This is a genomic window from Streptomyces sp. Tue6028 (assembly GCF_002300165.1).
Taxonomy (GTDB): Bacteria; Actinomycetota; Actinomycetes; order Streptomycetales; family Streptomycetaceae; genus Streptomyces; species Streptomyces siamensis.
In genome coordinates, this window is the sequence record NZ_MLCE01000019.1 from 25,413 (window position 1) to 46,350 (window position 20,938).

General features: G+C 72.5%; 15 protein-coding genes. 6 read left to right on the plus strand and 9 right to left on the minus strand.

Annotated elements, in window-relative coordinates:
- Positions 1 to 117: 117 nt before the first annotated feature.
- Positions 118 to 2,931: a serine hydrolase gene (locus BKI49_RS16160; RefSeq protein ID WP_257004820.1), complete on the minus strand. Its 2,814-nt coding sequence runs from the start codon at positions 2,929 to 2,931 to the stop codon at positions 118 to 120.
- Positions 2,932 to 3,350: 419 nt separating this feature from the next.
- On the opposite strand from BKI49_RS16160, the gene BKI49_RS16165 reads away from it, so the two are divergent.
- The 3 genes from BKI49_RS16165 to BKI49_RS16175 all read left to right on the plus strand — a co-directional run bounded on the left by BKI49_RS16165 (position 3,351) and on the right by BKI49_RS16175 (position 5,804).
- The gene (locus tag BKI49_RS16165; RefSeq protein ID WP_095934988.1) at positions 3,351 to 4,106 is read left to right on the plus strand and encodes a GOLPH3/VPS74 family protein; all 756 of its coding nucleotides are present in this window, start codon (positions 3,351 to 3,353) and stop codon (positions 4,104 to 4,106) included.
- Between the two features lie 335 nt (positions 4,107 to 4,441).
- Positions 4,442 to 5,299, plus strand: coding sequence for a helix-turn-helix domain-containing protein (locus tag BKI49_RS16170; RefSeq protein WP_028802748.1), 858 nt, complete (start codon positions 4,442 to 4,444; stop codon positions 5,297 to 5,299).
- 295 nt (positions 5,300 to 5,594) lie between these two features.
- Positions 5,595 to 5,804 (plus strand): DUF397 domain-containing protein, encoded by a 210-nt coding sequence (locus tag BKI49_RS16175; RefSeq protein WP_095934989.1) that lies wholly within the window; start codon positions 5,595 to 5,597, stop codon positions 5,802 to 5,804.
- Between the two features lie 146 nt (positions 5,805 to 5,950).
- Here the strand turns inward: BKI49_RS16175 and BKI49_RS16180 are convergent, their stop codons facing one another.
- Positions 5,951 to 6,814 carry a hypothetical protein gene (locus BKI49_RS16180; protein WP_095934990.1) on the minus strand — a complete coding sequence of 288 codons (864 nt, stop codon included), beginning with the start codon at positions 6,812 to 6,814 and terminating at the stop codon, positions 5,951 to 5,953.
- A gap of 92 nt (positions 6,815 to 6,906) precedes the next feature.
- Between BKI49_RS16180 and BKI49_RS16185 the strand changes: the two genes are divergently transcribed.
- On the plus strand, positions 6,907 to 7,692 hold the full coding sequence (locus tag BKI49_RS16185; RefSeq protein ID WP_095934991.1) for an SDR family oxidoreductase: 786 nt from the start codon (positions 6,907 to 6,909) through the stop codon (positions 7,690 to 7,692).
- Between the two features lie 346 nt (positions 7,693 to 8,038).
- On the plus strand, positions 8,039 to 9,613 hold the full coding sequence (locus BKI49_RS16190; RefSeq protein ID WP_095934992.1) for a sodium:solute symporter family protein: 1,575 nt from the start codon (positions 8,039 to 8,041) through the stop codon (positions 9,611 to 9,613).
- 9 nt (positions 9,614 to 9,622) lie between these two features.
- Here BKI49_RS16190 and BKI49_RS16195 read toward each other — a convergent pair whose 3' ends face one another.
- From BKI49_RS16195 to BKI49_RS16205, 3 genes are all read right to left on the minus strand, one after another.
- Positions 9,623 to 10,738 carry an ADP-ribosylglycohydrolase family protein gene (locus tag BKI49_RS16195; protein ID WP_095934993.1) on the minus strand — a complete coding sequence of 372 codons (1,116 nt, stop codon included), beginning with the start codon at positions 10,736 to 10,738 and terminating at the stop codon, positions 9,623 to 9,625.
- 242 nt (positions 10,739 to 10,980) lie between these two features.
- Entirely contained in the window at positions 10,981 to 13,395 is a 2,415-nt protein-coding gene (locus BKI49_RS16200; protein WP_257004821.1) for a tetratricopeptide repeat protein, read from the minus strand.
- A gap of 146 nt (positions 13,396 to 13,541) precedes the next feature.
- Positions 13,542 to 16,157 carry a bifunctional FO biosynthesis protein CofGH gene (locus tag BKI49_RS16205; RefSeq protein ID WP_095934995.1) on the minus strand — a complete coding sequence of 872 codons (2,616 nt, stop codon included), beginning with the start codon at positions 16,155 to 16,157 and terminating at the stop codon, positions 13,542 to 13,544.
- A 214-nt stretch (positions 16,158 to 16,371) separates the two neighbouring features.
- Between BKI49_RS16205 and BKI49_RS16210 the strand changes: the two genes are divergently transcribed.
- Positions 16,372 to 17,925, plus strand: coding sequence for a CehA/McbA family metallohydrolase (locus BKI49_RS16210; protein WP_095934996.1), 1,554 nt, complete (start codon positions 16,372 to 16,374; stop codon positions 17,923 to 17,925).
- A 9-nt stretch (positions 17,926 to 17,934) separates the two neighbouring features.
- On the opposite strand, the gene BKI49_RS16215 is transcribed toward BKI49_RS16210, so the two are convergent.
- The 4 genes from BKI49_RS16215 to BKI49_RS16230 all read right to left on the minus strand — a co-directional run bounded on the left by BKI49_RS16215 (position 17,935) and on the right by BKI49_RS16230 (position 20,871).
- Entirely contained in the window at positions 17,935 to 18,285 is a 351-nt protein-coding gene (locus BKI49_RS16215; RefSeq protein ID WP_095934997.1) for a hypothetical protein, read from the minus strand.
- A 71-nt stretch (positions 18,286 to 18,356) separates the two neighbouring features.
- Positions 18,357 to 19,115, minus strand: a complete 759-nt coding sequence (locus tag BKI49_RS16220) for a TetR/AcrR family transcriptional regulator (protein ID WP_095934998.1) — start codon at positions 19,113 to 19,115, stop codon at positions 18,357 to 18,359.
- A 44-nt stretch (positions 19,116 to 19,159) separates the two neighbouring features.
- Positions 19,160 to 20,062: an SDR family NAD(P)-dependent oxidoreductase gene (locus tag BKI49_RS16225; protein ID WP_095934999.1), complete on the minus strand. Its 903-nt coding sequence runs from the start codon at positions 20,060 to 20,062 to the stop codon at positions 19,160 to 19,162.
- Between the two features lie 50 nt (positions 20,063 to 20,112).
- The gene (locus BKI49_RS16230; protein ID WP_095935000.1) at positions 20,113 to 20,871 is read right to left on the minus strand and encodes an SDR family oxidoreductase; all 759 of its coding nucleotides are present in this window, start codon (positions 20,869 to 20,871) and stop codon (positions 20,113 to 20,115) included.
- Between the last annotated feature and the right edge of the window lie 67 nt (positions 20,872 to 20,938).

The window sequence follows — 20,938 nt, forward strand, 5'->3', positions numbered from 1 at the left end:
GCCCGGGTGGGGCGCCGTCGGCGGGGTGCGGGGCGTGTGCTCGTATCCGGAATACGTCACCGACACGTGCGCGGGTACGTCATCGGTGCGTACGTCCGTCCGGGCGACGGCGGCGGCTCAGCCGACGCGCGTCAGCTTCGCGCCGAAGCCGGGTTCCACGAGGTCCGACTGGAGCGCCACGGGAATCTTCACGGCGTGGCTGGACCCGTCGCCGACCGTCAGTTCGCCGACGACCGTGCCGGCCTTGCCGGAGTGCGGGACCGCCTTGCCCGCGTCACCGATCGACAGCTCGGTCTTCAGACCCGGCCAGCCGATGGCCGTCATGTCCTTGGTGGCGACGACCGGGGTCCGGCCGCCGAGCTGGTCGTCCACATAGCCGACGATCTGCCCCTTCTTCACCACCTTGGCGGTGGTCAGACCCTTCTGGACCTTGTCGATCAGCTTCTGGCTGTTGACGAGCGCCAGGTGGAGGCTGTCCCAGACCTTGCCGGTTCCGGCGTTCTGGTTCATGACCGCGCCGTAGACGGTCTGGGTCTTGCCGTTCACCGTCTTGGTCGCGGCCCACACCAGGTTGCCGCCCGCGGGCGTGGACGAGCCGGTCTTCAGGCCGATCACCCCGACCTGCTGAACCAGCAGGTCGTTGTTGTTGTAGATGGGCTTGTCGAGGCCGGGGATCTTCGCGCTGGCCATCCCGACGATGCCGCGGAACACGTCGTTCTGCATGACTTCCTTGGCCAGCTTGAGCTGGTCGGTGGCCGTGCTCACCGTCGTCTTCTGCAGACCGCTCGGGTCGGTGTACGTCGTGTTCGTCATGCCCAGCTCGTCGGCCGCGGCGTTCATCTTGGCGACGAAGCTCTTGTTGTCGGAGTCCCAGCGGGCCAGCAGCCGCGCCGCGTTGTTGCCCGACGGGATCATCAGCATCTGGAGCATCTGGCGCTCGGTGAACTGCTGGCCCTTCGACATCGCCGCGGTCGACTCGTCCGGCAGCTTCGACTCGTCCTCGGCCTGCTGGTCGACGGTGATCTTCTCGCCGCTCTCGTCCCCCTTGAGGGGGTGCTCCTGGAGGATCACGTACGCCGTCATGATCTTGGCGACGCTCGCGATGGGCGCCGGCGTCTGCTTGCCGTCGGTGCCGAGGCTGCCGACGCCCTCCACCTCGATCGCCGACTGCCCCTGGCCGGGCCACGGCAGGTCGAGGGAGCCGCCGTCGAAGGTGTACGTCTCGTCGGCGGTCAGCGCGAGCGACGCCGCCGGGAGCGGACGCACGGCCTGCGCGACTGCAAAGATCACGGCGAGCAGCAGGACCAGCGGGGTCCAGATCTTGACCCGCCGCACGATCGTGCGGACCGGAGTCTGCGGGGGCGGCGGCGTGTTCGTCAGCTCCGCCAGGAGGTCCAGCGGCGGCTTGGGCGGCAGCGGTTGCTGGGTGGTGCGCTCGGGGCCGACCTGCGGGAGGGCGGCGGTCGCGTCCGCGGCGGGCCTGTCGGCGGTGCCGGGCGCGGACTCGGCGGGCTTCGGCTTCGCCGGGGCGGGCTCGTCGAGCGGCTTGAGCGCGACGAACCTGCTGGTGCGCTCGGCGGCGGGCTCGGGCTTCGCGGCCGGCTTGTCGGCGGGCTTCGCGGGGGCCTTGCCGGCGGGCTCGTCCCCGGGCTTCGCGGGGGCCTTGCCGGCGCCCGGCCTGGTGCCGCCGCCCAGCTTGAGCATCGTCGTGGGCTGGTCCACGGCGGGCGGCCGCGGCGCCTTGAAGATGGCCGTGGGCTGGTCGACGGGCGGCTCGGCGGGGGCCTTGGCGTCGGCCGGGGACTCGGCGCCGGCGCCGGAGCCCGCGTCGGCGGGAGCCTCGGCGTCCGCCGACGGCTCGGAGCCGTCCGAGGACTTGGCGTCGGCGGGGGCGTCGCTGCCGGCGGAGGCCTCGGCGTCGGCGGGAGCCTTCGCCTCGGTGGAGTCGGCGGGAGCCTCGGCGTCGGCCGGGGACTTGGCGTCGACGCCGGAGCCCGCGCCGGCCGGGGACTTGGCGTCCGCAGCAGGCTCGGAGCCGTCCGAAGGCTGGGAGTCGGCGGGAGCCTCGGCGTCGGCCGGGGACTTGGCGTCCTCCGGCGTCTCCGCGTCCGCGGCCGGCTTCGCGTCCGCAGGGTCCCCCGCGTCCGCGGAGTCCTCCCGGGAGTCCTCGGGCGCACTCTTCGGGCGGCCGGGGGCGGCGGTCTCGTCCGAGCGGGCGGCGTCCGCCCCCGACTTGGACTCGGGCTCGGACCCGGGCTCGGCCCCGGACCCGGACTCGGCCGTGTCGTCGGCGGTCGTGTCGTCGGTGGCCGTGCCGGACGCCACGTCGTCCCGGGGCTCGTCCCCGGACCCGTCGGTGGCGGCGTCGGTGTCGGCAGCCGTGTCCGCGGCCTCCTCGGCGGCTGCCCCGGAGCTCTGCCCCTCGGCGGCGTCGGCACCCGCCGCTGACGCTTCGTCAGCGTCCACGGAGTCGGCCTCGGCGCCGGAGCCCGCGTCCGCGTCAATGTCGGCGTCGGCGTCGGCGTCGGCGTCGGCGTCGGCGTCGGCGTCGGCGTCGGCGTCGGCAGCGTCGTCGGAGCCCGCGTCGGCGCCATCGTTCACAGCGTCGTCGGCGGCATCGGCGTCGTCGTCGGCACCGTCGGCGTCACGCCCCGACTCCCCCGCCCCGGCCGACGTCCCGGCCCCGGCGGGCTCACCGGCTCCCGCCGGCGCCTCCTCGTCCGTACCGGCCACCCACGCGGCCACGGCCGCGCGCAGCCGGGCGTCGCCCGCGGACCCGGCCCCGCCGGACCCGGCGGGCTCGTCGGCGGCGTCCGTGGAGTCCACGGTGTCCGCCGACGCGGGAGCCGACTCGGGAGCCGACTCGGCCTCCGTCACCGCCCGTTCCGCCGTGACCGCCTTCGTGGAGAACACCGCCGTCGCCTGATCCACCCGTACCGTGGCCGCCCTCTCGCGGGCCATCGCCACGCGGGGGTCGGCCGAAGCCGGAGCCGTGGACGGACTCGACGCGGCCCCGCGCGCCGGACCCGGAACCGCAGCCGGGGTCACCGGCGTCGGTTCTGCCGACGGCGCCGACGACTCGTGCTGCTTCGACCTGTCGGGGGACTCGCCCGCCACCGATGCCTCCTCCATGCGACGCACGCCCCGTGCGTCCAAACGAACCGTCATCCGTTGAACCGCCGCCCGAACACCGCTGTCCGAACCATGTACCAGTGTCCTGTGTGAGGGCTTGGCCCCTGTGGTAGACGAGAACGACATACCTACCGGTTCCACTGCATTCCGGTCACGCACCCTCGACAGACCGATGTGAGAGGGGTCACCCTGTCATTCATCCACGCGGGGAGGCATGGATGGGCAGGAGCCGCAGAACACTTCCGGAGGAGCTTCTGCTGCTGGCGTTGGACCCGACCACGGGTACCACCGCACAGCCGCAGTCGCTCGACCTCGGTCTGGCCGGAGCACAGCTAGTGGAGCTGGCGCTGGCCGGACGGATAGCCCCAGACGGGGATCGTATCGCCGTGGTGGCCCCACGGCCGACTGGAGATCCAACACTGGACTGTGCGTTGGAGTTGCTTCGCCGCCGCGGAGCACCCGTACGCGCGGTCAACTGGATTGGCGGACCCCGGCTGGGGCTGCGCCAGACCTACCTCTCGCATCTGGAGAGGTGCGGCATGGTCCATGCCGTGGCCGGCCAGATGTGCGGGGTGCTGCCGACGACTCGCTACCAGGCGACGGACACGGCGATCAGCCGGGAGATCAGGTCCCGGCTGGACAGTGCGATCCGCACCGGTGTGCCGCCGGACCCGCGGACCGCGGCGCTCGCCGCGCTGGCCCACGCGGTCGGACTCGGCAAGCACCTGTACCCGGGGAACGAGGGACGCTCGTCCCGCTCCCGGCTGCGGGATCTGATCAGGCATGACCCCATGGGCGGTCTCGTGGCCCACGCGGTCATGGACGTCCAGAACGGCGTGGCCGCTCAGCCTCGCCGCAACCCGGCACCGGCAGGCCGTCCGGCCACCGCCGGAGTCAGGTCCGCGCCGGAACCCGCCCGCGGTGTTCCGATGCAACCGCGCCGCGGTTCCATGGCGCGCGCCGTGGTGCACTGAGCCGCAGTCCCACGGCACCCCACAGCAGGACCAGCACCGCCGGAACCACCAGCACCGCCAGAACCTCAGCGCCGCACCGCAGTCCCCACGACCCGGTTCGGGAGCCGCTGGCTCGCGCGGGGCGATGAGGCCGTACGTCCGGACGACGACACGGCCCCAGCGCCCCGCGCGGCCGCATCCGGGGCCGCGGAGGCACGCCGCCGCGCGGCGGATCGCCGAACTGGCGCGCACCCAGCGCATATCCGCTGTTTCCCAGCGGTAGAAAGCACCTTGGTGGCAATCTGCTCAACAGCAGATACGCAAAGTACAGGCCTGCAGCCGGAGGTGCACGTCCCGTGGCGTCCAATGTCAATCCCACCGTCCGGCGGCGCCGGCTGGGCCAGGAACTGCGCCGGCTCCGCGAACTGAAGGGCATGACGGCCGAAGAGGTCGCCGAGCGGCTGCTGGTCTCGCAGTCGAAGATCAGCCGGCTGGAGAACGGGCGGCGCAGCATCAGCCAGCGGGACGTCCGTGACCTGTGCGGCGTCTACGAGGTCGAGGACCACCGGATCGTCGACTCGCTGATGCAGATGGCCAAGGACTCGCGCCAGCAGGGCTGGTGGCACTCCTTCGGCGACATCCCGTACAGCGTCTACATCGGCCTGGAGACGGACGCGGCCTCGCTGCGCGTGTACGACCCGCAGGTCGTCCCCGGCCTGCTGCAGACCCGGTCGTACGCCGAGGCCCTGATCGCGGGTGCGCTGCCGGAGACGGCGCCCGGCGACATCGACAAGCGGGTCCAGGTACGGATGAAGCGGCAGGAACGAATCTCCGCGCCGGACAACCCGTTGCGTCTGTGGACGGTCCTCGACGAGGCCGCCCTGCGCCGAACGGTCGGCAACCGTTCCCTCATGCGCGACCAGCTGGAGCACCTCGTCGAGCAGTCCCAACTTCCGCACGTCACGGTGCAGGTGATCCCCTTCGACATGGGAGCGCACCCCGGGCTGAACGGCCAGTACGCGATCCTGGAGTTCCCCGACGCGGCGGACTCCAGCGTGGTGTACATCGAGGGCGTGACGAGCGACCTGTACCTGGAGAAGGCGAACGACGTCCAGAAGTACAGCGTGATGTACGAGCATCTGCGGGCCCAGGCCCTGAACGTGGAGCAGTCACGCCAGTTCATCGCGGACATCGCCAAGGAGCACGCGCGCTGAGGCGGGGGGCTCCGGACGTCGGGGACGGCCTCACGGAGGGGTCCTGACGGGAAGGTGCCGGACGATACACCTTCGCCGGGCCGGGGCGGAAGACCCCATTGGAATATGCCATCCAGTCGAGTGAATAGTCGCTTCGTCAGCCGATGTTGGCGAGTAGCGTCGATCACGCCACCGAACAACAACGTTGGCGCAAACCGGACTGCGGGTTCCGAAGCGGACCCGTGGCGCGGTGGCACCGCGTCGACCGCGTCGTCGGGGGTACTCACAGATGAACGACTGGCTTACTGGAGCGAAAATGGCAATTCAGCAGGGCGCCACCGACACGTGGACCAAGTCTTCCTACTCCACCGGGAACGGTGCCTGCGTCGAGGTCAAGTCCCCGGTCCCCGCGGCGATGGCGGTACGGGACTCCAAGGTCCCCGCAGGCCCCACCCTGGCCTTTCCCGCGGACGCCTGGAACGTCTTCGTGGCCGACGTGAGCCGTGGGGCCGCCGGCCTCGTCTGAGGTGCGACCCCACGCCACGTCCGGCACATGACCCGACACAACTTCATACGATCCACCGACAGAGCCCTCTCGACCGGCCCGCCGTCCTGGCCGAGGGGGCTCGGCTTTTTTCCCCCGCGCTGCGCCGGGTGGGGTGACCCCGCCGGCTAGCGCAGCCGGTCCACGTACCTGTCCGTCCCCGGGATCGTGGGGATGAAGGGCGCTACCAGCTCCACCCTGCCGAGCGCCCCCGAGTCCGGGCCGTCGGCGGACGCGGCGGCCACCTCCGCGTCGAGCCCGGTGAAGTACTCCTCCCAGCAGTCCCGTGGGTCCGCCTCCAGGAACCACAGCAGCGTCAGCCGTGTGTCCACGCCCTCGACCTGCTTGACGTACGTCATCCGGTCGCCGGGCAGCGGGGTCGGGCTGAAGACGGTGACCATGGCGGCCGGTGAGCCCGCGAGCCGCTTGGGCAGGTGCCGGGAGCGCAGCCACTCCAGCAGTTCGGCGCGCCGCTCGGCGGACTCCGCGTCGACGACCTCCAGCACCAGCCCCGCGTACGGGTGGTCCAGGGCGTGATGGTCGCGGGGTCCCGCGGCACCGTCGCGGTACACGGTGGCCTCGTGGTCCTGGAAGGCCGTGAAGACGTGCGTGCGGTCCTGATAGACGCGGCCGTCGCGGTTGAGCCGCTTGTTGATGCCGACGGTCCACTTCATGTGGTCGTCGTAACGGCCCTCGGTGACCCAGTACGTGGAGAGGTAGCAGCCCGCGGTGACCGGCTGGGCGACCGCCGACTTCTCCGGGTAGCGCAGCAGTTGGAGGTCGCGGGTGGCGACCCAGCGGCGGCCTGCGTACATCCAGGGCATCGCCATCGCGCCGGCGTAGTAGTGGTCGTCCTCGTACCAGCGGTTGTACGCGTACTCGTGGCCCGGGTGCGGTTCGACCATGGTGATCAGGGCATGGCCCGGCCGGACGCCGTACGGGCCCACGGCGGCCAGTTCCGCGTACACCTCGCTGCGGGTCTGCTCACTCACGTCGCTCCCCTTCCTTCCTCCGGTCGACGCCCCTACTCTGACGCTCCGTCAGATAATGCGCCAGAGGTACGGCAACCGAAGGGGAGGCAGCGATGTCACTGCTCGCGGGCAGGACCGTGGTCGTGTCGGGCGTCGGGGCCGGACTCGGCCATCAGGTCGCGGCGGCGGTGGTGCGCGACGGGGGCCACGCGGTGCTCGGTGCGCGCACGGAGGCGAACCTCGCCAAGTCGGCGGCGGAGCTCGATCCGGACGGCTCGCACACGGCGTACCGGGCGACCGACATCACGGACGAGGGCCAGTGCGAGGCGCTCGCCGCGCTGGCGACGGAACGGTTCGGACGGATCGACGCGGTCGTCCATGTCGCCGCCTGGGACAGCTACTTCGGCGGCCTCCAGGACGCCGACTTCGCGACCTGGCAGTCGGTCATCGACGTGAACCTGCTGGGCACCCTGCGGATGACCCGGGCCTGCCTGCCCGCGTTGAAGGCCCGGGGCGGCTCGATCGTCATCATCGGCACGCAGTCGTCGGTGGCCGCGCCGAGCCAGGTGCGCCAGGCGGCGTACGCGGCGTCGAAGGGCGCGCTGACGAGTGCGATGTACTCGCTCGCGCGGGAACTCGGACCGCACCGGATCCGGGTCAACACCGTGCTGCCCGGCTGGATGTGGGGGCCGCCCGTGGAGGCGTACGTGCAGTTCACGTCACACACCGAGGGCGTGCCCGAGGCGGACGTGCTGCGGCGGCTCACCGAGCGGATGGCCCTGCCCGAGCTGGCCACGGACGGGGACGTGGCGGACGCCGCGGTGTTCCTGGCGTCCGACCGGGCGCGGGCGATCACGGGGCAGTCACTGCTCGTGAACGCCGGCGAACTCATGCGGTAGTCACTGCTGTCGCCCCTCCCTTCCCAGGCGTACGGGACCCGCATCCCGTACGGCTGTCGTCCGGTCGTCCTTCTTCGTGGGTCCGCCGGTCTGGCGAAGTGCCCGCTCATCGTGTGGTCCACGTCACGAGCACGACAACAGCCCGACGGGTAAAGTAGACGTAAAATCGTTCTGCTTTCTGATCTGCGTTCATATCTGTGACCGCGAAAGGTCTTGACCGGCCGGTCGGACCAGCGGTTCAATCCCCGAAGTCCCCGCTCCCGCACGGGGGCGCCGCCCCAGCGCGTACTGGCGAAGTGCCGTCCGGTATCAGCAGGTTCACAAGGCGGACCCCTGGAGGGGGCACATGAACGGTCTCGACTGGGCCGTCCTGGTCGCGTACTTCGGCGTGATGACAGCGATCGGCGTCTGGTCCCACAAGCGTGTGGACGATGTCAGCGACTTCTTCACCGCGGGCGGCAAGATGCCGTGGTGGCTGTCGGGCATCTCGCACCACATGTCGGGCTACAGCGCGGTGATGTTCACCGGTTACGCCGGCATCGCGTACACGTACGGCATCACGTCGTACGTCACCTGGGCCCTGCCCATCGCCATCGGCGTCGCCATCGGCGCCAAGGCCTTCGCACCCCGGCTCAACCGGCTGCGCTCGCGCCTGCACGTCGCCTCGCCCCTCGAATACCTCAAGGACCGCTACAACGTACCGACGCAGCAGGCCCTCGCCTGGTCCGGCATCCTGCTGAAGATCGTCGACGTCGGCGCGAAGTGGGCCGCCATCGCGACCCTCCTCAGCGTCTTCACCGGCGTCACGCTCACCCAGGGCATCATCATCACCGGCGGCATCACGGCGGTGTACTGCACGATCGGCGGGCTGTGGGCCGACGCGCTCACCGAACTCGGCCAGTTCGTCATCCAGTTGCTGGCCGGCCTCGCCATGCTGGTCATCGCGCTGAACAAGATCTCCGACCAGGGCGGCCTGTCCAAGGCGCTGGACTCACCGAAGCTGGACGGCCACGCGGACGGCTTCGCGGGCCCGTACCTCACCGTGTTCTTCATCGCGTACCTGTTCATCAAGCTGTTCGAGTACAACGGCGGCATGTGGAACCAGGCCCAGCGCTACATGGCCACCGGCAACGCCAGGCAGGCCACGCGCTCGGCGTTCCTGTCCGCCGGACTGTGGTTCGTGTGGCCGGTCATCCTGTTCATCCCCATGTGGCTGTCGCCGCTGCTCGTCACCGCGGAGAAGCCCGACGGCTCCGACGCGTACGGCCTGATGACCGAACAGCTGCTGCCCCACGGTCTGCTGGGGTTGGTCGTCGTCGGCTTCTTCTCGCACACGATGGCCATGTGCTCCTCGGACGCCAACGCGATCGCCGCCGTGTTCACCCGGGACGTCGTCCCCGTGCTGTCGAAGGCCGCGCGGGCCTGGGACACCCGGACCGGGCTGATCGCGGGCCGCGTCACCACCGTGGCCTTCCTCGGCCTCTCGATGGCGGTGGCCACCCAGGTCAACTCCCCCACCTTCAAGGACATCATCACGGTCGTCATCAAATGGGTGGCCGGCCTGATGGGTCCGATCGCGATCCCGTTCATCCTCGGACTGCTCCGCCCGTTCCGTAAGTCCGGGCCGACGGCGGCGCTGACCAGCTGGGCCTGCGGTCTGCTCGCGTTCTTCTTCGTCAACTACAACCTGGACTTCTCGCAGCGCACCGACGTGAAGCTGGAGTACCAGGTGGCCGTGCCCATGGTCATCTCCCTGGTCCTGTACATCCTCATCGGCCACCTGAGGCCCGAGGACACCCCGGAGCGGGACGCGATCATCGAGAAGATCAACACGGACGACGACACCGGCGGCGCGGCGGCGGCGATCCCGGCGCCCGCCGGGGCGGCCGACGGCGTGGTGGGAACCCCGACGAAGGACTAGGAGAGCGCCTCAGCCCCGCGGATAGCGGGCGAGCCACCCGGGGGACGACCCGCCCGGCCCGTGCAGCGCGGGCCCCTGGGTCATCTCCATCGCGAAGTCGTCCGCGAGGACCAGCACGGTGGGACGGCCCTCCAGCTCGGCCAGCCAGGCCGGGGGGAGGGCCGTTTCGCCGTGCAGGGCGCCGAGCAGCCCGCCGGTGAGCGCCCCGGCGACACCGGACGGGCCCCCGTGGTTGACCGCGAGACGCAGCCCGTGGCGGATGTCCTCGCCGACCAGCGCGCAGTACACGGCGACCGCGAGCAGCCCCTCCGCGGTGGCGTTCCCGGCGAGTTCCTCCACCCGCCCCGGCGTCGGCATGCCCTGCCGGACGGCACCCAGCGCGTGCTGGAGCGCGTCCGTGACGGGCTGCTGTCCTGGCCGCGCGCCGAGCAGCCCGAGGGCCCGCTGCACGCCGGCGTCCAGGCTCTCGCCGCGGGCCAGCGCATGCACGATCACGGCGTACGCACCCGCCGCCAGATAGGCCGCCGGATGCCCGTGCGTCTGCGCGGCACACTCCACGGCCAGCTGCATCACCAGCTGCGGCTCCCAGCCGACGAGCAGTCCGAAGGGCGCCGAGCGGGCCGCGGCCTCCGGTCCGGCCTCACCGGGGTTCTTCGGCGCGTCGAGCGTGCCCATGATCTCGTCGCCGAAGCCGAGCAGACAGGACCTGGCCGGGTCACGGCGCGCGTACAGCCATTCCTCGCGGGCCAGCCAGCCGTCGTCCTTGCGGCGCTCGTCGGGCCCCCAGTCGCTCTGGGTGGCGGCCCAGCGGCGGTAGGCCCGGTGCAGGTCCGTGGGCGGATGCCAGGCGCCCGTGTCGCGCCGCACCTGGGCGCGGATCAGCCCGTCGACGCTGAACAGCGTGAGCTGGGTGAGATGGGTGACGGCGCCGCGTCTGCCGTACGCGGACGCCAGATCGGTGAGGCCCTCCGCGCCGTGCGCCTCGCGGATCTCCTCCAGGCCGAGTCCGTCGAGCGGTGCGCCCAGCGCGTCGCCCACGGCCGCCCCCAGCAGCGTGCCGCGCACCCTGCTGCGAAAGTCCTGCTGCTCGGTACGGCCCCAGACGGCACCGGCTGTCGCACCCACCGAGACCTCCCAGGCACCGTCCGCACGTCCGACAGCTCAGCACTGTAATCGAACGCGAACGGTCGGTTGAGGTTCCGGATCCATATACGGGATGTGCTCCGAGTGACCTCAAGTGGTCGAGTATGGGCGGCGTTCGGACGGCATGTCCTGTGATGCTCCCCGTCGACGGAGGCAGGTCACCGACGCACGCGCGTCCGCCCGCGCCGCCTTCAGCGGCCGGCCCGTGCGGGCGCCCGGGCGCGCTACGCCGTGCCGCCCTCCCCGGCACGCGAGGCGCGTGCCAGGATCTCCGCCCGGCGGCTGTGCGCCCACGCGTAGTCGGGCCTGAGGCCGAGGGCCCGGTCCAGGTCCGCGAGCGCCTCCTCGTGGCGGCCCAGTTCGCTGCGGGAGACGGCCCGGCTCGCGTACGCCGACGCGTACCCGGGGTCGAGCTCCACGGCGTGGTCGTAGTCGGCCAGCGCCTCGGCGTGCCTGCCCGCGACGCGCAGGGCGTCTCCCCGCTCGCAGACGCCCCACGCCCAGTCGGGTTGCACGGCGACGGCCCGGTCGAGGTCCGCCATCTGCCGGACTTCCTCGCCGAGGGCGCGCCACACCCGGGCGCGGCGGGCCAGTGCCCACCCGTAGTCCGGTTTGAGTTCGAGCGCCCGTCCCAGATCTGCGAGGGCCTCGTCGAGTTCGCCGCGGCTCAGCCGGGTGGCTCCCCGGGAAGCCCAGGCGAAGTCCCGGGTGGGTTCGAGGGCGATCCCGCGGTCCAGGTCGTCGAGCGCCGCGTCGTAGTCGCCGAGAACCCGGTGGTACTCGCCCCGGACGGCGAACGACCGTCCGTCGTCCGGCAACAGGGCCAGCGCCCGGTCCAGGTCGGCGATTCCCGCCACGTAGTCACCCGACTCGGCACGGGTCATGGCCCGGCTGCGATAGGCCCGCACCAGCTCGGGATCGAGGGCGATCGCCCGGTCGAACTCCGTCATCGCCCGCTCGTACGCCCCGCCGTGCCGCAGGACGCTGCCGCGCACCGCCCGGGCGAACGCCTCGGTGGGCGCGTCGAACCCGGCGCGGTTCAGCAGCAGTTCCAGGGCGGCGGCCGGTCCGTCCTCGTCCAGCGCCCGGAGCAGGTCGCTCCCCAGGCGGGACGGCACCTCCGCACCGGCGTCACGCCCCGCCTCCGCCAGCACACGCGCCCACTGCCGGGCGGGAACGTCACCGGCGTCGCACGCGTCCACGACGTCGCGGAGCACCACCGCAAGCGCGGTCCGCGGACTCGCGCACAGCAGGTGGTACGACTCGGCGAGCCGCAGCTCCCGCCACCCGTCGTGCGCCCACAACCGGCTCCTGTCCTCTCCCGCTTCGGCCTCCTGCCGCCACCGGCCGAAGGTCTCCGCGAGACGGCCGTGCCGTTCGGTCCAGCCGCGCGGCGAACGGAGGCGCTGCGAGCGGAGCATCGGCGCCCGTACGACGTCGTGGTACTGGATCCCACCGCCGCGTTCGGTGACGAACGGCAGCCCGCGCAACCAGTCGAACAGGGCGTCGGCCGGCTCGTCCGGACAGTCCGCCGCCACGCGGAAGACATCGGCGTCCAGTCGTCGGGGGAACGCGCAGTTCAGGGCGACGGCCCGGTGCACCGGGTCGTGTTCCCACTTCAGGAAGCGGTCCACGGCCGTGGCACTCGGGTCGCCCACGTCGTCCGGATCGGCGGGGCGGGTCTCGGCGAGGGTCGAGACGAGGACCGGCAGCCGGCCGGTGACGCGGAGGATCTCCTCGACGACCGGCTCCGCCACCACGCCCCTGCCCGCGAGCACTTCCCGCGCTTCCTGCTCCGTGAACGGCAGCAGCGGCATCTCCGCCACGGAGCCGCCGCAGCTTCCCCAGCGCCCGGCGTCCAGCGGATTCCGTCCCGCGGTCACGACCACCACGTGCGCGGGCATCGCGCCGTGGACCCCCAGGGCCATGGTCGCGTGCAGCCAGGCGTCGAGGAACGGGCCGGTCCGCTCGTAGGTGTCGAAGAACAGCACCTGGCGGGGGCTACGGCCGACGGTCCTGGTCAGTTCCTCCAGCAGGACCGGAGTGAGCACGTCCTCGGGCGACAGAAGGAGCCGTACGTCGTCCCGGCTGCGGAAGTGCGCGCTGAGTCCGGCCCGCACCTGGTCGGCCGCGCCCGCGAGGAGGGCCGGGTCGACGGCTCCGGCCAACGGGCCGACACCGGGCACCATGCCGATCCCCACGAGACCCGCCCGCGCCAACGTCGTCCCGACGGCGGAGGGCTCTGCCGGCGGGGATCCCTGCAGCACCGAGTCGGCCTCGTGACGCCGCTCGCGGTGTCTGGCGAGCAGCCGCTCCAGATCCTTGAACCGGCGCCCTTGGCGGGCGAACTGCGCGCAGATCGCCTCCAGCGCCTCGGGCACGCTGCCGGTGCTCTCGTCGACGTACGCGGTCAGTGCCCCGGCCTCCTGGGCGAGCTGCTGCAACTCCCTGACGAGAAAGGTCTTTCCGACTCCGGCGTTGCCGTGCACATGGAACAGGAAGCGACGGCCCGGATCCCGCAGCGGCACATCGAAGTTCGCCAGGAACGCCGCGCGTTCGGCACCGCGGCCCACGAACGCGAGCCGTCTGCGCGCCTCGATCAGCTCCTGCATCGACGGCACCGAACGCGCCCCAGGCATCCGTCGTCCTCCCGACTCCCCCGGCGCACCACGCCCCGGCCTCTCCGTTCAGTCTGACCCAACTCGGCTGCGGGCGCCCGGCGGTGGGCCGAGCAGGAGAGCCCGCCGGAACCGGGGTTCCGGCGCCGTAGGGTGTTTCCCCGTCGCTACTCCAGCACCGGCAACAACTCCGGCAGATGCCCGTCCGACGCGGCGGCGGCCCGCTGCCGTTCCTCCGGCACCTCGCCGTACAGCGTCGTCCGGGGCCTGGCCGGGCGGCCCGCCGCGTCGGCCACCGCGATCAGGTCCTTGACCGACTTGTACGAGCCGTAGGACGACCCGGCCATGCGGGAGATGGTCTCCTCCATGAGGGTGCCGCCGAGGTCGTTGGCGCCGGAGCGCAGCATTTCGGCGGCTCCCTCGGTGCCGAGTTTGACCCAGCTGGTCTGGATGTTGGGGATGTGCGGGTGGAGCAGGAGACGGGCCATCGCCACCACGGCGCGGTTGTCGCGGGTGGTCGGGCCGGGGCGGGCGATGCCGGCCAGGTAGACGGGGGCGTTGGTGTGGATGAAGGGCAGCGTCACGAACTCCGTGAAGCCGCCGGTCTCCCGCTGGATACGGGAGAGCGTGCGGAAGTGGCCGAGCCAGTGGCGGGGCTGGTCGACATGGCCGTACATCATCGTCGACGACGAGCGGATGCCCAGCTCGTGCGCCGTCGTGACGACCTCGATCCATGTCGCCGCCGGCAGTTTGCCCTTCGTCAGCACCCAGCGGACCTCGTCGTCGAGGATCTCCGCGGCGGTGCCCGGGATCGAGTCGAGGCCCGCCTCCTTGGCGGCCGTGAGCCACTCCCGGAGGGACAGGCCGGTGCGGGTGGCGCCGTTGACCACCTCCATCGGCGAGAAGGCGTGGACGTGCATGCCGGGGACCCGTTCCTTGACCGCCTTCGCGATGTCGAAGTAGGCGGTGCCGGGCAGGTCGGGGTGGATGCCGCCCTGCATGCAGACCTCGACCGCGCCGACGTCCCAGGCCTGTGCGGCGCGGTCCGCGACCTGTTCCAGCGACAGGGTGTACGCGTCGGCGTCCGTGCGGCGCTGGGCGAAGGCGCAGAAGCGGCAGCCGGTGTAGCAGACGTTCGTGAAGTTGATGTTCCGCGTGACGATGTAGGTGACGTCGTCGCCGACGGCGGACCGGCGGACGTCGTCGGCGACCCGGCAGAGCGCGTCGAGCGCGGCGCCGTCGGCGTGCAGCAGGGCGAGCGCCTCGGCGTCCGTGAGCTTCGTGGGGTCGTCGGCGGCGGTGGCCAGCGCCTGCCGTACGTCGGTGTCGATGCGCTCGGGGGCCATGCCGGGCGCTGCCGCCTCGCGCAGCGCCTCCCAGTCGCCGTACACCTCGTCGAAGTCGTCGCGCCGGTCGCCGGTGCGGCCCTCGGTGTCGATGGTGTGGTGCAGGTCGGTGCGTCCGGAGGAGACGAAGGCCTCCTCGGGCTCCTGCCACGGGTGTCCCTCGACGACCGCGTCGGGGCGGGCGAGGCCGGTCTCCGGGTCGGCGAGCGCCCGGACGTGCGGCAGCAGCCGCGGGTCCAGCCAGGGCTCGCCGCGGCGCACGAACTCCGGATAGACGCAGAGGCGTTCGCGCAGTTCGAAGCCCTCGGTGGCCGAGCGGGCGGCGAGTTCCTCGATCCGCGGCCAGGGTCGTTCCGGGTTGACGTGGTCGATGGTCAGCGGCGAGACGCCGCCCCAGTCGTCGATGCCCGCGCCGATGAGCCGTCCGTACTCGCTGTCGACGAGGTTCGGCGGGGCCTGGAGGCAGGCCGACGGGCCCATGATGTGCCGGGCCACGGCGACCGCGGCGACCAGTTCGTCGAGTTCCGCGTCCGGCATGCCGCGCATCGCGGTGTCCGGCTTGGCGCGGAAGTTCTGGATGATCAGCTCCTGGATGCCGTGGTACGACCGCGACACCCGGCGCAGCGCGAACAGTGACTCGGCGCGCTCCTCGTACGTCTCCCCGATGCCGATGAGCAGTCCGCTGGTGAAGGGGACGGAGGAGCGGCCGGCGTCCTCCAGGACCCGCAGTCTGACGGCGGGTTCCTTGTCGGGGGAGCCGTGGTGCGGGCCGCCGGGCTCGCTCCACAGCCGGGTCGCGGTGGTCTCCAGCATCATGCCCATCGACGGGGCCACCGGCTTGAGCCGCTGGAAGTCCGTCCAGGACATCACTCCCGGGTTGAGGTGCGGGAGCAGGCCGGTCTCCTCCAGGATGCGGATGGAGATGGCCCGTACGTAGGCGATCGTGTCGTCGTACCCGTGGGCGTCCAGCCATTCCCGGGCCTCGGGCCAGCGGTCCTCGGGCTTGTCGCCGAGGGTGATCAGGGCTTCCTTGCAGCCGAGTTCCGCGCCGCGGCGGGCGACGTCGAGCACTTCGTCGGGGGACATGAACATCCCGTGGCCCGCGCGGCGCAGCTTGCCGGGGACCGTGACGAAGGTGCAGTAGTGGCATTTGTCCCGGCACAGGCGGGTCAGTGGGATGAAGACGCTCTTCGAGTACGTGATGACGCCCGGGCGGCCCGCCGCCGCCAGGCCCGCGTCGCGCACGCGCGCGGCGGACGCGGCCAGGTCGTCGAGGTCGGCGCCGCGCGCCTGGAGGAGAACCGCCGCCTCGCCGACGTCGAGCGCGACGCCGTCGCGGGCGCGCCTGAGCGCGCGCCGCATGGAGTTCGCCGTCGGCCCGGTCCCGGATGTCGCGGGAGTCGTGGGCCCGGTTCCGGGAGTCTCGGAAGTCGTCATCCTTCGAGCATACGATCGCGGTGATCAGGCCCAGCAGGGCCCGCGCGCATTCCCGGTCCGCCCCGGGGGCGTCGCCTGCGCGCAAACCGCCGATCCCCTTCCCGTGCAACGGCGTTCACGGCCGGGCAGCAGGGTTGCCCCTGCCACCCCCGCGCCACACCATGGCAGTCAATGTCATGCCACTGTCATGCTCGACACCCCTGGGAGCAGCAGCATGTGCGAGGACGACCACGGAAACGGGATGGGCAGACGCGCCCTGTTCGTGACGGGCGCCGCCGCGGCGCTTACGTTGGGAAGCGTGACCTTCGCGAGCGGCGCCGACGCGGCCGACGGCTCCGGCACCCCGGCAGGCGGTTCGGAGACCCGCACGGTGCGCGGCACCCTGCCCACCGGTTCGCCCGACTTCGTGTACCTGCCGGTCGAAGTGCCGCGCGGTGTGCGGGAGATCAGGGTCGCGTACACCTACGAGAGGCCGTCCGTGCCGGCCGGCACCGCGGGCAACGCCCTGGACATCGGCATCTTCGACGAGCGCGGCACCGCGCCGGGCGGCCGGGGTTTCCGCGGCTGGTCGGGCGGGGCGCGCACCGAGTTCTTCCTGCGTGGCGACGACGCCACCCCCGGGTACGTCCCCGGCCCGGTCCGCGCCGGCACCTGGCACATCGCGCTCGGCCCCTACACGGTGGCCCCGCAGGGACTGGCGTACGAGGTCACCGTCACCCTCACCTACGGCGAGCAGGCCCCGACCTCCGAGCCGGTCTACCCGCCGGAGCGCGCGAAGGGCCGCGGCCGGGACTGGTACCGCGGCGACTGCCATCTGCACTCCTGGTACTCGGACGGCCGCCGCACACCGGCCGAGATCGCCGCGCTGGCCCGCGCCGCCGGTCTCGACTTCATCAACACCTCGGACCACAACACCCACTCCGCGCACCCCCATTGGGCGGACCAGGCGGGCGACGACCTGCTGATCATGCTCGGTGAGGAGGTCACCACCCGCAACGGCCACGTGGTGGCCCTCGGCACCGACCCCGGCACCTTCGTCGACTGGCGCTACCGCGCCCGGGACAACCGCTTCGGCCGGTACGCGCGGCAGATCCGGGGCGCCGGGGGCCTCGTCGTGCCCGCCCACCCGCACGCCACCTGCGTCGGCTGCGCCTGGAAGTTCGGCTTCGGGGAGGCGGACGCGGTCGAGGTGTGGAACGGCCCGTACACGCCCGACGACGAGGTGGCCCTGGCCGACTGGGACGGCATGCTGGTCGCCTCCGTGCGCTCCGGGCGCGACTGGATCCCCGCGATGGGCAACAGCGACGCACACCGCGACCCCGACCCGGTCGGCACCCCGCAGACCGTCGTCCTCGCCGACGACCTGACGCGCGAGGCCGTCCAGGACGGCATCCGCGCGGGCCGCTCGTACGTGGCCGAGTCGAAGACGGTCTCGCTGTCCTTCACGGCGTCCGGCGGCCGGGGCGAGCACGCGGGCATCGGCGAACGGCTGCACGTGGACCGGGAGACCCCGGTCACCGTGCGTCTGGAGGCCACCGGCGTCCCCCGCTGCACGGTCCGCTTCGTCACCGACCAGGGCGTCCTGTTCACCAGCGCCCCGCTGCCGGTGTCCGGCTCGGGCACGGTCGAGTGGCGCACCACGGCCTCCTACGCGGCGTACGTACGGGCCGAGGTGCGGCACGAGGTGGCGGCCGGTCCGCTGCCGGGGGCCCTCGCCGCGTTCACCAACCCCATCTTCCTGGGGGCGTCCGGGGCCGCGGACGGGTGAGTCGGCCCCTCAGGCGCTGAGGGCCTGCATCACGACCAGGAGGAGCACCAGCACGCCCAGCCCGGCCCCGCCCACCTTCGCGCCGCCCCGGGGCAGGAAGACCCCGAGGACCGTGCCGAGGGTGACGAGCGGTACGGCTCCCTGCGCGACGGCGATCAGCGCGTCGCCGTGGCGCGGGGTGCGGACGCCGTCCTCGCAGGCCTCGCAGGCGATGGCGAGCAGCGGCCCGAACAGGCCGACGAGGGCGCCGGTGAACAGCACCAGCAGCGCGAGCGTGGTCAGTCCGGCCCATGCGGCGGGGGTACGCCGTGTTTCGGTGACGGGTTCCGTCGGTGCGCTGGAGCCTTTCGTGTGATCCATGCCCCGACGCTAGGGAGCCCGGCCCGCGCCGGACATCCGTGCCCGTACTCAGTCCGCCCCGGTACTCCGGCTCAGGACCGCCGTCCGCCCGACGGCCGTCCCGCCGGGCCGGTGTCGTCCGGGGGCGTGTTGGAGAGCCGGTCGAGCCACTCGCCGAGCAGGCCCGTCTCGGCGGGGGTGAAGGCCGGGCTCGGGGACTGGCGCAGGAGCGCGCCGAGGCGGGCGGCGGTCGCGGGGACCTGCGGCCCTTCCGCCCCGTCCGCGGACGGCGTACGGGGCTCCGCCGCGTCCGGGGTGAAGACCACGGCGTGCACGGCGTCCCGGACCCGTCGGGACAGGGACGCGTCGGTGAAGCTCGCCGGGCGGGAGACCAGCATCAGCGCGACCCCGACATTGGCGGACATGATCATCTGGGCGGCGAGCTCGGGGGCGAGACGCAGCCTGCCCTGTTCGGCGGCGCGCCGCAGGTCCGACGTGAGGATCTCGTGGGACTCCAGGGCCGCGGCCGGGGGCGTGCGCATGACCGGGGAGTTCATGAGCCGGTAGAGGTTCGGGTTGCGCAGGGCGAACTCGGTGTGGGTGTCCCAGCCGTCGCGCAGATCCTGGATCGGGTCCGTGCCGGGGCGGCGATCGCGTTTGGTCGCCAGGTACTGGTCCCAGCCGTGGTCGACGACCGCGGACAGCAGGCCTTCCTTGTCCCCGAAGTGGCGGTAGAGCGCCGGGGCGCCGACGCCGGCGGCCTCGCAGACCGCCCGGGTCGAGACGTCCCCGTCCGGTGACTCGGCGACCAGCGCGGCCGCCACTTCGAGGATGCGTGCTTTGGTACTCACGCCAGGGACGCTATCCGAGGCCGCGGTGGCGGCGGTGCGGGTGCTCACGCCGCCGTCCCCTGCGGGGCGAGCAGGTCGCCCAGGCCGATCCGGGTCAGGAACTCCACGCGGATGCGGTCCGCGACCCGGCTGACCTCCTCCGACCCGTCGTCCGCGGGGTCGACATGGACCCGGAACGGCCGCTCGCCGTGCGGGGTGTCGACGACCTCGACGACGGCGTCGGCGACCAGGGACGCGTCGGCGTCGGCCGGGGCGAGTTCGGCGAGCCGCCGCGCGACCTGCTCCGTCAGCGCGCCGTAGCGCTCCTCGTACGCCGGCAGCACGGTCCGCTCGGCGGGGTGACCGCCCGTCGCGAAGTGCTCGGTGCCCGAGGTGAAGGCGCCCGGCACCACGATGGTCGTCTCGATGCCGAAGCGGGCCAGCTCGGCGGCGTAGGACACGGCGAGCGCGTCCATCGCGGCCTTGGCGGCGAAGTACGGCGCGAGGTACGGCGGGGTGCCGCCCCTGCTGGACGTGGAGCCGATCCACAGCAGCAGGCCGTGTTCCCGGGCGCGCAGGTGGGGCAGCGCGGCCCGGTTGACGCGCTGGGTGCCGAGGACGTTCGTGTCGTAGACCGCGGCCAGTTCCTCGGGGGTGAAGGCCTCGGTGGGGCCGGTCACCATGTGGCCCGCGTTGTGGACGATCACGTCGAGGCCGCCCGCCTCGGCGAGGACGGTGGCCACGGCCGCGTCGGCCGACTCCTGGGAGAGGACGTCGAGTTCGACCGTGCGCAGGTCCACGCCGTGCTCCGCGGCATGGGCCGCCGCCCGGGCGACGCGGTCCGCGTTGCGCCCCCGTGTGTCGCGCATCGCGGCGTAGACCGTGTGCCCGGCGCGGGCGAGCGCGCGGGCGGACAGGGCGCCGAAGCCGCTGCCGGCGCCGGTGATGAGGATCGTCTTCTTGCTCATGTCGGAACTCCTGGGGTGCGGGACGGGCAGGCGGCGGGGGCGGCGGTGCGTCAGACGATGCCGCCGTTGGCGCGGACCACCTGGCCGTTGACCCAGTGCCCGGCGGGCGAGGCGATGAAGGCGACGAGGGAGGCGATGTCCCCGGGGGTGCCGAGGCGCTCCAGCGGCGGCTGGGCGGCCATCCAGGCGATGGTCTCCTCGTCCTTGCCGTCCAAAAACAGCTCGGTGGCGGTCGGTCCGGGGGCCACGGCGTTGACGGTGACGTCCCGGCCGCGCAGTTCGCGGGCCAGGATCAGCGTCATCGCCTCGACCGCACCCTTGGAGGCGGCGTACGCGGCGTAGCCGGGCAGGGCGAGACCCAGCACGGAACTGGAGATGTTGACGAGCGCGCCGCCCGCGCGCAGCCGGCGCGCGGCCTGCTGGTCGACGACGAACGTGCCGCGGATGTTGGTGCGGTGCATCCGGTCGAGGACGTCGAGGTCGAGGTCCGCGAGCGGGGCCAGGGTCATCGATCCGGCGGCGTGCACGACGACGTCGACGCCGCCGAAGGCCAGCTCGGCCGCGTCGAACAGGCCGGCCACCGCGGCCTCGTCGGCCACGTCGGCGCGGACGGCGATCGCCCGCCCGCCCGCTTCGGTGATCGCGAGGACGGTCTTGTCCGCCTCCGTGCCGTTGCTCGCGTAGTTCACGACGACGGCATGCCCCTGGGCGGCGAGCCGCTCGGCGGTCTCCCGGCCGATGCCGCGTGATCCGCCGGTGACGATCGCGACGCGGGGGAAGGCTGCGGCCGGCTCGTGCTGCTCGCTCATGGCGTTGCTCCTTGGACTGACGGTGGTAGCGGTGTTCCGCTCCCGATAGAAGCAACGCTAACACTTA

Bases quoted from the DNA above. Each gene is read 5' to 3' on its own strand.
- BKI49_RS16165 (WP_095934988.1), top strand. From the start codon at position 3,351: ATGGGCAGGAGCCGCAGAACACTTCCGGAGGAGCTTCTGCTGCTGGCG.
- BKI49_RS16175 (WP_095934989.1), top strand. From the start codon at position 5,595: ATGGCAATTCAGCAGGGCGCCACCGACACGTGGACCAAGTCTTCCTAC.
- BKI49_RS16185 (WP_095934991.1), top strand. From the start codon at position 6,907: ATGTCACTGCTCGCGGGCAGGACCGTGGTCGTGTCGGGCGTCGGGGCC.
- BKI49_RS16190 (WP_095934992.1), top strand. From the start codon at position 8,039: ATGAACGGTCTCGACTGGGCCGTCCTGGTCGCGTACTTCGGCGTGATG.
- BKI49_RS16200 (WP_257004821.1), bottom strand. From the start codon at position 13,395: ATGCCTGGGGCGCGTTCGGTGCCGTCGATGCAGGAGCTGATCGAGGCG.
- BKI49_RS16205 (WP_095934995.1), bottom strand. From the start codon at position 16,157: ATGACGACTTCCGAGACTCCCGGAACCGGGCCCACGACTCCCGCGACA.
- BKI49_RS16210 (WP_095934996.1), top strand. From the start codon at position 16,372: ATGTGCGAGGACGACCACGGAAACGGGATGGGCAGACGCGCCCTGTTC.
- BKI49_RS16215 (WP_095934997.1), bottom strand. From the start codon at position 18,285: ATGGATCACACGAAAGGCTCCAGCGCACCGACGGAACCCGTCACCGAA.
- BKI49_RS16225 (WP_095934999.1), bottom strand. From the start codon at position 20,062: ATGAGCAAGAAGACGATCCTCATCACCGGCGCCGGCAGCGGCTTCGGC.
- BKI49_RS16230 (WP_095935000.1), bottom strand. From the start codon at position 20,871: ATGAGCGAGCAGCACGAGCCGGCCGCAGCCTTCCCCCGCGTCGCGATC.